This is a genomic window from Blautia sp. An81 (genome assembly GCF_002161285.1).
GTDB lineage: Bacteria > Bacillota > Clostridia > Lachnospirales > Lachnospiraceae > Blautia > Blautia ornithocaccae.
In genome coordinates, this window is the sequence record NZ_NFHH01000018.1 from 71,095 (window position 1) to 82,567 (window position 11,473).

General features: G+C 44.8%; 10 protein-coding genes and 1 riboswitch. Of the genes, 8 read left to right on the plus strand and 2 right to left on the minus strand.

Annotated features, from left to right (window positions below):
* Positions 1 to 2: 2 nt before the first annotated feature.
* Both B5G33_RS14665 and ytvI read left to right on the plus strand, forming a co-directional pair.
* A complete protein-coding gene (locus B5G33_RS14665; protein ID WP_087275017.1) occupies positions 3 to 614 on the plus strand; it encodes an NUDIX hydrolase in 612 nt (203 codons plus the stop codon).
* Positions 615 to 801: 187 nt separating this feature from the next.
* A complete protein-coding gene (gene ytvI / locus B5G33_RS14670) occupies positions 802 to 1,932 on the plus strand; it encodes a sporulation integral membrane protein YtvI (RefSeq protein ID WP_087418177.1) in 1,131 nt (376 codons plus the stop codon).
* On the opposite strand, the gene B5G33_RS14675 is transcribed toward ytvI, so the two are convergent.
* Together B5G33_RS14675 and B5G33_RS14680 are read right to left on the minus strand one after the other, a co-directional pair.
* Positions 1,927 to 3,096, minus strand: a complete 1,170-nt coding sequence (locus tag B5G33_RS14675) for an MBOAT family O-acyltransferase (protein WP_087418178.1) — start codon at positions 3,094 to 3,096, stop codon at positions 1,927 to 1,929. The two genes, ytvI and B5G33_RS14675, sit on opposite strands and share 6 nt — an antisense overlap.
* A gap of 163 nt (positions 3,097 to 3,259) precedes the next feature.
* Positions 3,260 to 4,273, minus strand: a complete 1,014-nt coding sequence (locus tag B5G33_RS14680; RefSeq protein ID WP_143276537.1) for a LacI family DNA-binding transcriptional regulator — start codon at positions 4,271 to 4,273, stop codon at positions 3,260 to 3,262.
* 253 nt (positions 4,274 to 4,526) lie between these two features.
* Between B5G33_RS14680 and B5G33_RS14685 the strand changes: the two genes are divergently transcribed.
* The 6 genes from B5G33_RS14685 to B5G33_RS14710 form a co-directional block, all read left to right on the plus strand.
* Positions 4,527 to 5,468 (plus strand): ABC transporter permease, encoded by a 942-nt coding sequence (locus tag B5G33_RS14685; RefSeq protein ID WP_087418184.1) that lies wholly within the window; start codon positions 4,527 to 4,529, stop codon positions 5,466 to 5,468.
* 11 nt (positions 5,469 to 5,479) lie between these two features.
* Entirely contained in the window at positions 5,480 to 6,376 is an 897-nt protein-coding gene (locus B5G33_RS14690) for a carbohydrate ABC transporter permease (protein ID WP_087418180.1), read from the plus strand.
* A 17-nt stretch (positions 6,377 to 6,393) separates the two neighbouring features.
* The gene (locus B5G33_RS14695) at positions 6,394 to 8,097 is read left to right on the plus strand and encodes an ABC transporter substrate-binding protein (RefSeq protein ID WP_087418185.1); all 1,704 of its coding nucleotides are present in this window, start codon (positions 6,394 to 6,396) and stop codon (positions 8,095 to 8,097) included.
* 36 nt (positions 8,098 to 8,133) lie between these two features.
* Complete coding sequence (locus B5G33_RS14700) at positions 8,134 to 9,627, plus strand: glycoside hydrolase family 32 protein (protein WP_330396411.1); 1,494 nt, start codon at positions 8,134 to 8,136, stop codon at positions 9,625 to 9,627.
* A gap of 163 nt (positions 9,628 to 9,790) precedes the next feature.
* Positions 9,791 to 10,756, plus strand: coding sequence for a carbohydrate kinase family protein (locus tag B5G33_RS14705; protein WP_204247401.1), 966 nt, complete (start codon positions 9,791 to 9,793; stop codon positions 10,754 to 10,756).
* Between the two features lie 174 nt (positions 10,757 to 10,930).
* A riboswitch (ZMP/ZTP riboswitch) is annotated at positions 10,931 to 11,015 on the plus strand.
* A 90-nt stretch (positions 11,016 to 11,105) separates the two neighbouring features.
* On the plus strand, positions 11,106 to 11,473 hold a 368-nt coding region (locus B5G33_RS14710; protein ID WP_143276538.1), incomplete at its 3' end, for a formate--tetrahydrofolate ligase.

Sequence of the window (11,473 nt, forward strand, 5' to 3'; positions counted from 1 at the left end):
GGATGGCAAAGATCAACGGCATTACCCAGAAAACCCAGAATCCCTTTGTAAATCTCTATGAACTGGACAGAGAATCCAAGACCGGGAAAAAAGGGAAATATTATGTGGCTTCCAGGGCAAAAAATCAGGAAGAGCTGAAGCTCAGAACAAGAAAAAATACCCCTGACGGAGTGATCATTTACAGCCTTTATGGGGAGAAGCAGGACCGGGTAGTGCTGGTGCGCCAGTATCGATACAGTATTGATGACTATATTTATGAATTTCCGGCAGGTCTGGTAGAGCCGGAGGAAAATTTTAAAGAAGCCGGGATCCGTGAGATGAAAGAGGAGACAGGGCTTACCTTTATTCCCATTGAAGTGGATCCCGCCTATGAGAAGCCTGCTTTTACTACCATCGGCCTTACCGATGAGTCCTGCGCCATTGTGTTTGGAAAGGCGGAGGGCAGGATATCCAGAGAATTTCAGGAAGATACCGAAGAGATTGAAGTCGTTCTGGCAGACAGAGAGGAAGTCAGGAGAATTTTAAAAGAAGAAAATATTGCCATCATGTGTTCTTACATGCTGATGCATTTCCTTCATGATGAGACCCCTTTTGACTTCCTGAACGAACTATAAAAACAGAAGAATCCGACCGTCCGGTATACTGCTGCAAAAGAGCAGAAAGGCAGTCAAATGAACATAAATGTTCGCCTGACTCTCTAATTTGTGGTATACTTAGAAAAAGTCGGAAAGAGGGAGGCTATGTCTGAACGACAGCGGCCTCTTTTTAAATCGACAGAAAAGGGAGAGAACCACAGGCTTCATGAAATTAAAAAAATATGTGAAAAGTATACTGGTATTTTTTATAACGCTGACAGGTATCGTCCTGGGAATTTTTCTGGGTATACGTTTCCTGCAGTTTTTCATGCCTTTTGTTATCGGCTGGATCATCGCTATGATCGCAAATCCTCTTGTCAGGATTCTGGAACGGCGGCTGAAAGTGGCCAGAAAGCATACTTCTATGCTGATCATCATAGGGGTTCTGGCCTTGGTGATAGCAGCGATCTATTTCCTGGGAGTAAGGATTGGACAAGAGACCAGAGCCTTTCTGGATCAGGCACCGGAAATGTATGCCGATTTCAGGGAAGACTTTCAGAGCGCCGGAAGGAACCTGGAGAGCATCATCAGCGAACTGCCGGAAAATATGCAGGAAAGTCTGAAAGAAGTGCAGCAGGATATAGGGGATATTACCGGACAGGCTGTAGGAAGACTCAGTCAGCTGACGGTAGATAAGGCGGGTTCTTTCGCCCGAAATATCCCAAGCATACTCATATCCATTATTTTCAGTATTTTGTCTGCTTATTTTTTCATCGCAGACAGAGACAGGATCCTGGAATTCGGACGGGCCCATACCCCTCAGATCATCCAGGAAAAATGGCGGATGATGGCAGAAAGTTTTAAAACTGTATTTGGCGGATATTTTAAGGCACAGTTTAAGATCATGTCCGTTATCGGAGTGATTCTCTTTATAGGAATGCTTATACTGAGAGTAAGATTTGCTATTCTGGTGGCTATCCTGGTAGCTTTTCTGGATATGCTTCCTTTCCTGGGAACAGGAACCGTTCTGATTCCCTGGGCAGTGTTTAAGCTGGTGTCAGGAGATATCCGTTATGCTCTGGGGCTGGTGATCCTATATCTGACTACCCAGCTGGTGCGCCGTATCATAGAGCCAAAGCTGGTAGGAGATTCCATCGGCATGAACCCTCTGGTCACTTTGATCTTTATGTATATCGGATACCGGATCGGCGGCGTTATCGGAATGATCCTGGCTGTGCCTGTAGGGGCCATTGTCCTGAATTTCTACAAGGCAGGGACCTTTGATGGTGTGCTCAATGGCCTGAAAGAGGCAGGGAGAGACTTGTTTCAATGGATGTATAGTGATAAGCCCTCATAGAAATAAGATTTTCAGGAACATTCCGGACAGAATAAAGAACCCGAATAAAAGCAGGAGCATAGTAAAGATCCAGGTAAAAAAAGTGTATACAGGCTGGTGTTTCCATTTCTCATGAAGGTGGCTCTTCGTCTCCCAGACTTCCCACAGGCAGAGCACAACTCCATGGTAAAGGGCGAAAAGCAGGCTGGAAGGGGTGATTCCGTAGAATACGCCTAATACACCCATAGTCAGAAGATATCCCAGACATTTTTGCAGAAGCGGGCAGGAAAACTGCCTGCTTTTTTTGAACCTTTTCAAAAGGGGACAGAAGATAAATTCCTTCAGCCAGTCAGTAAAAGTGATCTGCCATCTGTCCCAGAACTGCCGGATAGTGACGCTGAGAAAGGGTTTCTGAAAGTTGCTCTTTAATTCTGTGCCCAGAAGACAGGAGCACCCGGCAGCGATCCTTGAAAAACCAGCCAGATAGAAAAAAAGACGGGCTCCGTAAAGGCAGGCATAGAGGAGAATCTGGCAGAACACAGGGGATTCCGGCATCCGGGATTCCAGGCTTTGAAGGGGTAGCGAAAGAATATGGGCGATAAAAAGAAGATAAAGGATCCCCCAGAAAAGTTCTTTCAGCCCTCTGACAAGAAGGCGGCGGTATGCTGGGACAGATGGTATATGGACCCAGGTTTGGTGAAACTGTCTGCTGCTGTTTAAAGGCCCCAGGAAAAGACTGGGAAAGAAAAGAAGATATCCGGCACATTCCCCTGCAGGATATTCCTGTATCCGGCCTTTATATATATGTGCAAGGACCTGGATGGTCTTCAGGGAAAAACAGGCCGTTGCTGCATATAGGGGAAGATGTTTTCCCTGGATAAGAACAAAATTTTTCAGGATCATGGGAAAAAGGGAGAGCAGAAAAAAGAGGGGAAAGCCCCAGGTGCTGAAAAACTGCTTTTCCCTCCACAATATAGCGGTTTTAATCAGCAGTATGGACCAGAGAAAGGAACCAAGAAGATAAAAAAGCTGCAGGGGCCTGGAGCCGAAGACGATGAGCAGGATCAGAAAAGAGCCGGAAAGCCCGTAAAAATTCAGGCTTCTCTGCTGAAAGCCCAGAAGCACTGCCGGCAGCAGTATAAAAATAAGTGTAATGGCATAAGGCAGATATTGGATCAGATACAAAGTATAGTCCCCCTCTTAGTAAGTTTCTAATTGTAGCTATTTAAACATGGATACATTAAAGATTCTTCCATGGAATCCGAAAGAAATTCTTAATTTTTGCATAAAAAGAACCAGAAACTGAAATTTTTCAGTCTCCGGTTCTTGAAAAGCCAGGAACAGATTTTTAAGATTCTCGCCGGGTGGTACCTCCATAACCATAAGTGACAGGAAGAAGAGAAAGAGTAGGAACTACCGTTCCCTGTCTTTTCTTCAGCAGTGTCTCCACACAAAGCCTGGCCAGTTCCTCTATAGGCTGACACATGGAGGAGACGAAAAGGGAGCTTTCGTCAATGCCGTATTTACGTATTCCGTCAAAGCCCAGAATCTGCACGTCTTCCGGAATCCGGAATCCCCGTTCCTTTAAGATCTTCATGACCAGATATGCATGACGGTCCGTATTTGCAAAGACACCGTCAAAGGTTAAGGCGCCATGGGAGTCGGTATGTTCCTGAATGAAGTTCTCCAGGGCCCTTCTTTCCTCTATGGCATCTATCTGATCCAGATAATCGGGCTGGATCCCCAGTTCCTGGCAGGCGCTGAGATATCCCTCCATTCTTTTATCTGCTTCACCTGGAAATTTCGAGCGAAAACGAATAAATACCGGGTGATGACAGCCCAGTTCCAGCAGCTTCTTTGTGCCGGCATAGCCGCCCTGGAAGTTATCGGAGGCGATCATGGGCACATCATGGTTTTCAAAGTAGCGGTCAAAGGAGACAAGAGGGATCCTGGCGGGTATGGCGTTGCTCACGTCGGTATAAGTCAGAGCGATGATTCCGTCCGTTTTACTTTGAGAGGCCAGATTCAGATAGCCGATTTCTTTTTCCGGTATGCCGTTGGCACAGCAGAGGATCAATTTATAGCCATGCTCATAAAGGTTTTTTTCTACATATTGGGTAAATGCTGCAAAAAAAGGATTTATAGTGTCCGGAACAATGAGGGTAATCAGCTTCGTCTCCTGGGTTTTCAGTCCTCTGGCATAAGTATTTACCTCATATCCCAGTTCTTTAATAGCCTTTTCTACTTTTTCTCTATTTTTTTCTCCTACGGTTATATGGTTGATCACTTTAGAAACTGTTCCCAGGGATACGCCGGCCCGGGCGGCAACATCTTTCATAGTAGGTGTGTGAGAAGGGGTCAAGATTCATCTCCTCCTTTTCTATAATAAATGTATTATAGTAAGCTGATTTTAGTATACGCTATTATATGAAACGTTACAACATGAAAAATAGACAAAAAATAAGTATAAAAACTGTAAATATGTACCGAATATCTAAAAAATGACGAAAAAGTATTGACTTAAAAAGGGAGAAAGAATATAGTTAAATCACAAAAAAATGAAACGTTTCAAGTTGCAAAAAACAAAGGAGCAGGAAAAGAAAGGAGAGCTTTTTATGAAGGCACAGATTTATAGAAAGCCGCAGCAGACATTTTGGGAAAAGATATCAGGAAAACTGAAATATGTAAAGAAAAACTGGCAGTTATATCTGATCTTCTTATTACCGGCGCTGCTGCTTACGATTATTTTTAAATACCTGCCTATGGGCGGAGTATTGATCGCATTTGAAGATTACAATGTTATCGACGGCGTTTTAGGCAGCCCCTGGGTAGGACTGGAATATTTCCGGAGATTCTTATCTTCTCCGGACTTTATGAGCTATCTGATGAACACCCTGAAGCTGAGTGTATATGGGCTCTTGTGGGGATTCCCCGTACCGATCATCCTGGCGCTTCTGCTGAACAGGATCCGGAGAAAAGGGATCCAGAAGAAGATCCAGCTTTTGATCTATGCGCCGAATTTTATCTCTGTTATCGTCCTTTGCGGTATGGTGAGGATGTTCCTTTCACCGGTGGGACCTATCAATCAGGTGCTGGGGATCGATACCAACTGGATGACCATGCCCTCCGCTTTCAGAACTATTTATATCGCCAGCGGTATCTGGCAGGCGGCAGGATGGTCCTCGATCATGTATACCGCAGCGTTATCCAATGCCAGCAAGGATCTGGAAGAGGCGGCCATTGTAGACGGCGCTAATATCCTTCAGCAGATCTGGTATGTGGAACTGCCGGCAATCAAAAACATCATCGTGATCCAGTTTATCCTTCAGGCCGGAAACATTATGAGTATCGGATTTGAAAAGGCCTATGCACTGCAGACAGATATGAACCTTCCTGCTTCTGAGATTCTTTCTACCTATGTATATCGTATCGGTCTGTTAAACGGAGATTACGGATATTCTACCGCAGTGGGACTCTTTAATTCAGTGATCAATGTGATCCTGTTGATCGTTGTAAACTTTGTTGTGTCCAAGCTCAATGAAGGCGAAGGACTGTAGGAGGGATGAAAATGGAAAACCGTATTAAGATTAAACTGGGAACCTCAGATAAGGTAATCCTGGGGATAGGTTATACTTTGCTGGGATTGTTTGTTCTGGCGATCGCGATTCCTCTTGTATATGTAGTCATTGCTTCCTTTATGGATCCCAATGTACTGAATAACCAGGGGATCAGTTTTAACTTTAAAGACTGGACCATAGACGCTTACCGCCGTGTTCTGGAAAATGACATGATCTGGAGAGGTTTTGCCAATTCTCTTTTTTACTCAGCGGCATTTACTCTGATCTCTGTATTTATTACTCTGCTGGCTGCCTATCCCATGTCAAAGAAGGAATTCGTAGGAAGAGGATTTTTCAATGTGATCTTTGTGATCACCATGTTCTTTAACGGCGGTATGATCCCTACCTTTATCCTGATCAATCAGCTGCACATGGTAAATACCATATGGGCAATCCTTCTCCCGGGAGCAGTAAACGTATGGAACCTGATCCTGGCCAGGACTTATTATCAGTCCACGCCGAAGGAGCTGAGAGAGGCATCCGCTATTGACGGCGCCAATGAGATCCAGCATTTCTTTAAAATATTAATGCCGGTGTGCAAACCGATCATCGCTGTACTGGCCCTGTATTCCTTTGTAGGAATGTGGAACAGTTACTTTGATGCGATGATCTACTTAAATGATGCAAACCTTCAGCCTCTTCAGCTGGTACTCCGTTCTATCCTGGTACAGAACACACCTCAGCCGGGTATGATCGCAGATATCCAGAGTACCGCAGAAATGGCAAAGGTTGCAGAACTTTTGAAATATGCTACTATTGTAGTATCCAGCCTTCCGCTGCTGGTTATGTATCCCTTCTTCCAGAAGTATTTCGACAGCGGCATTATGGTTGGCTCTGTAAAAGGTTGATGGAGGGATAGGATATGATGAATAAGAAAATAAGAAAATTAGCGGCATTATGTGTTTCCGCAGTTTCTGTACTTTCTCTGGCAGGCTGCGGAGGCGGCGGCCATCAGGCCGCTGATGTGGATCCAGATACGCCGGTAAGCCAGGTAGCTTTTCCCCTGGAAGAACAGGCTGAGCTTTCCTTTATTACCAGTGCGCCGGCTACCAGCACCCAGGATCCCAATGAGAGAATGATCTTTAAAAGGCTGGAAGAACAGACCAATGTGCATATAGACTGGACCTGCTTTGTGGCAGATCAGTTTGCAGATAAAAAGAACCTGGCACTGGCCCAGTTCGGAAATCTTCCTGACGGACTTTTTAATGCCGGCATGAGTGATTATGATCTGCTTCGCTATGCGAAACAGGGAATCATCATTCCTCTGGAAAATCTTATCGATAAATATATGCCGAACCTCCAGGCGGTTTTTGAAAAATACCCGGAATACCGGACTATGTGTACCGCTCCCGACGGACACATCTATTCCTTCCCCTGGATCGAACAGCTGGGGGAAGGAAAGGAAGCCATTCAGGCTATCGGAGATATCCCATATATCAACAAGAAATGGCTGGACTGCCTGGGGCTGGATATCCCTACTACCGTAGATGAACTGGAACAGGTGCTCATCGCTTTCAGAGATAACGCAGATAAGATCCAGGAAGAATGCGGAGTAGAGGGCGATGTGATCCCTATGTCCTTTATCATTAATAACGGCGACCAGGATCCGGCCATCCTGATCAACGGCTTTGGAGAAGGATATGGAGATACTGCAGACCATTTTGCAGTGACAGACGAAGGCGAAGTGATCTATACAGCCGTGCAGGAAGGCTATAAAGAAGGAATTGCATGGCTTCATAAACTGGTAGAGGAAGATCTGGTGGATCCGGAAGCCTTTACTCAGGAATGGTCTACCTACGTTGCAAAAGGTAAAAATCACAGATACGGCCTTTGCTTTACCTGGGATATCGCAAACATTGATAACTATGACGATTATGTAATGCTTCCGGCGCTTGCAGGCCCTGACGGACTGGTGAACATTACCAGACAGAACAACAGTGAGACCAGCGGTTTTGAGAGAGGCCGGTGTGTACTGACTACCAGCTGCAGAGATACCGCACTGGCGGCAGCCTGGATCGATCAGATGTATGCGCCTCTCCAGTCTGTGCAGAACAACTGGGGAACCTACGGTGAAGAGGGGAAACCCAATATCTTTGAAATGAGCATAAATTCTGAGGGCGGAGAAATGTTAAAACATGAAGATCTGGGGGACAACTCTCCGGTAGAAGTCCGGGAATCCCAGTCTGTAAACGGCCCTCTGGCAGTACTGAACGATTATTATGATGTGTATGTGACTCAGCCGGACGATGCAAAATGGCGTCTTGATAATATGCATGAAACCTATCTGGAAGACATGCACAGCCAGTATGTATATCCAAATGTATTTATGAGTATTGACGACACGAATAAAGTATCTCAGTATGATACAGATATTAAGAAATACGCAGAACAGAAAAAGGCCGACTGGATACTGAACGGCGGTATTGAAGAAGAATGGGACAGCTATCTGGAAAAGATGGAAGACTATGGCCTGTCAGACTATCTGGCCATCAAACAGAAGTATTTTGACCAGTACCAGGAGTCTCTGACCCAGGAAAATACAGCAGCCACGCAGGATACTCAGTCCTGAAAAGAATATAGGGCAATATAGGAGGAAAAGCAGAATATGAGTATGGAAAGCAGAATAGAAGTCAGCGAAGCTTTAAAAAAGGCAAGAGAATATGAACAAAAAAATATAACAGAAGAAGTAAACCGGCAGAAACCTTCTTTCCATGTATGCGCACCTATCGGGTGGATCAATGACCCCAACGGATTTTCCGTATATAAAGGAGAATACCATCTTTTTTATCAATACTATCCTTATGCAAAAGCCTGGGGACCTATGCATTGGGGACACAGTGTATCTAAGGATTTAGTAAATTGGAAAAATATGCCGGCAGCTCTGGCACCGGATAAAGACTATGATCACGCAGGCTGCTTTTCCGGAAGCGCCCTGGAGTATAAAGGACAGCATGTATTGTTGTATACAGGTGTAGAGGAAAAAGAGACAGAAGATGGAAAGCAGATCCGGCAGACCCAGTGTCTGGCTATAGGAGACGGAGTGGACTATCGGAAAACAGAAGACAATCCGGTAATCTATCCTGATGGGCTTCCTGAGGGAAGCAGTCTGGAAGATTTCCGGGATCCTAAGATCTGGCAGGATGGAGATACCTTCTATGCTGTTATAGGAAGCAGGAGCAAAGACGGCAGCGGTCAGATACCGGTATATTCATCCAAGGATCTGCGGAACTGGAGCTTGGTAAGTATCCTGGATAAATGTGAAAATCAATATGGAAAAATGTGGGAATGTCCGGACTTTTTCTTTCTTGATGACAAGGCTGTCCTGCTGACTTCCCCTCAGGATATGGAGGCAGAAGGCTTGGAATTTCACAGTGGGAACGGAACTCTCTGCATCATAGGAAACTGCAGCAGAGAGGATTTTATCCTCCATCGGGAGCAAATCCATGCAATTGATTATGGCTTGGACTTTTATGCTCCGCAGACTACCCTTACTCCAGATGGGAGAAGAGTTATGATCGCCTGGTTCCAGTCCTGGGACAACCACCTTTCTCCTGAGCATTTAGCATGGGGCGGCATGATGACTATGCCCAGAGAACTTCAGGTAAAAGAAGGAAGACTTTATCAGAATCCTGTCCGGGAGCTGGAACAGTACCGTACTGGAAAGATACAGCATGAAGGTGTAAAAATCCGGGAAAAACAGTCATTGGAAGGAATCCGGGGACGTCAGATGGACCTTACTGTGGAGATTCAGGGGGAAGATTATGACAAGTTCAAAATTTATCTGGCAATGGATGAAAAGCATTATACCGCTGTTATCTATGACAGAAGAGAAGGCATCCTTACTTTTGACAGAAGATACTGCGGAGACAGGAGAGACAGGATACATACCAGGGAAATGACAGTAGAGGAAAAAGAAGGAAAACTTAAACTGCGGATCCTGGTAGATAAATATTCTGTGGAGATTTTTGTTAATGACGGTGAAAAGGCAATGTCCTCTTTGATCTACACAGGGCTGGAAGCAGAGGGGATCGCTTTTGAAGCCAGAGGAGAAGCAGAAGTTTCCGTCTGCCAGTATAATATGAAAAAATCTGAGAAATAATTGCTATAATAAAGGAAGATTTCCGATAAAGCTTGCGAAAACAGGAAAAAAAAACTATAATTTATGGCAGTCAAAGACCTTTGCGGCAGTCGCCAAATGGACATGCAGGTATGTACGCTTGGCTGGCTGCCCGCAGGAATAAATCAATCAAGGAGCTAAGATTATGAGTAAAAAATTTGATGTTATCGCACTTGGGGAACTGCTGATCGATTTTACAGAAAACGGCGTCAGCGGTCAGGGCAATCCGATCTTTGAGGCCAATCCCGGAGGAGCGCCCTGTAATGTTCTTGCAATGCTGAATAAATTGGGAAAGAAAACTTCCTTCCTGGGAGTTGTGGGAAAAGATCAGTTCGGTGTTTCTTTAAGAGCAGCTCTGGAAGAACAGAATATTGATACCAGCCATCTGTATGAGGATCCGGAGGTACATACTACCCTGGCCTTTGTTCATACTTTTGAAGACGGAGACCGGGATTTCGCTTTCTACAGAAACCCTGGAGCCGATATGATGTTAAATGAAGATCAGATCGATGAGGAGTATATCGCCTCTGCCAGAGCCTTCCACTATGGAACTTTGTCTATGACCCACGAGGGAGTAAGAAAGGCCACCAGAAAAGCCATTGACGTTGCCAAGAAGGCAGGGCTTCTCATCTCTTTTGACCCTAATCTCCGTCCTCCTCTTTGGAAGACCATGGAAGAAGCAAAGGAGCAGATCAGCTATGGATTATCTCAGTGTGATCTTCTGAAAATTTCTGAAGAAGAGCTGGAATTTATGACCGGTACAAAAGATATTAAAGAAGGCGCCCATATACTGCTGGAAAAATATCCGAACCTGAAGCTGATGAATGTGACTATGGGAAAGGAAGGGAGCATGGCTTTCCATGAGGGAAAGGAAGTGTTCCAGGCACCTTTTATCCAGGAAAAAACCATAGAAACCACAGGAGCGGGAGATACTTTCGGCGCCTGTGCCCTGAACTATGTGCTGGAGCATGGGATCCAGGGGCTGACAGAGGAAAATCTTCAGGAAATGCTCCGGTTTGCCAATGGAGCTTCTTCTATCGTGACCACCAAAAAAGGTGCCCTGCGGGTAATGCCTGAGAGAGCAGAGGTTGAAGCATTTATTAACAAGTAAAACCAACTAAAATTGTTAAGTATATCTAAAATGGAGAAAAATAGTCTTCGTTAAATTGTGTAAAGAATACAAAAAATATTGGTAAAAAAATCACAAACTTCAAAATATTCGTTGACAACTGCCAGTGATTGTGATAAATTAAAGCCAGGGTAAGAAATAGAGCTTACCAAAAAACAAGATTCTGATTACTGACGGATAAATGTGGAGTACCACAGGGGAATCAGAATTATAATGAAAGCCGACCGTCTGGGCAGCATTTGCGAGTAACAAATGTTGCCCTTTTTTCAACCGTAAAAGAGTTGAAAAAGGGGCGAGAGAAATCATTATTTTTTAAGGAGGATGTTGAACTATGGGATTCAAATCAGACATCGAAATCGCACAGGAATGTGTCATGGAGCCAATCACAAAGATTGCAGAGAAAGCAGGTATTGATGAAAAATATCTGGAACAGTACGGAAAGTACAAAGCAAAGATCGACTACAACTTACTGAACGAATCCGACGCTCCAAATGGAAAACTGATTCTTGTTACAGCCATCAATCCTACACCGGCAGGAGAAGGAAAGACTACTACCACAGTAGGTCTGGCAGACGGTATGCAGAAGTTAGGCAAGAAAGTTATGGTTGCCCTTCGTGAGCCATCCCTGGGACCTGTATTCGGTGTAAAGGGCGGCGCTGCAGGCGGCGGATACGCACAGGTAGTTCCTATGGAAGATAT

Excerpts from the sequence above, each read along its gene's own strand:
- ytvI (WP_087418177.1), top strand. The coding sequence starts at position 802 with ATGAAATTAAAAAAATATGTGAAAAGTATACTGGTATTTTTTATAACG.
- B5G33_RS14700 (WP_330396411.1), top strand. The coding sequence starts at position 8,134 with ATGAGTATGGAAAGCAGAATAGAAGTCAGCGAAGCTTTAAAAAAGGCA.
- B5G33_RS14665 (WP_087275017.1), top strand. The coding sequence starts at position 3 with ATGGCAAAGATCAACGGCATTACCCAGAAAACCCAGAATCCCTTTGTA.
- B5G33_RS14685 (WP_087418184.1), top strand. The coding sequence starts at position 4,527 with ATGAAGGCACAGATTTATAGAAAGCCGCAGCAGACATTTTGGGAAAAG.
- B5G33_RS14690 (WP_087418180.1), top strand. The coding sequence starts at position 5,480 with ATGGAAAACCGTATTAAGATTAAACTGGGAACCTCAGATAAGGTAATC.
- B5G33_RS14705 (WP_204247401.1), top strand. The coding sequence starts at position 9,791 with ATGAGTAAAAAATTTGATGTTATCGCACTTGGGGAACTGCTGATCGAT.
- B5G33_RS14695 (WP_087418185.1), top strand. The coding sequence starts at position 6,394 with ATGAATAAGAAAATAAGAAAATTAGCGGCATTATGTGTTTCCGCAGTT.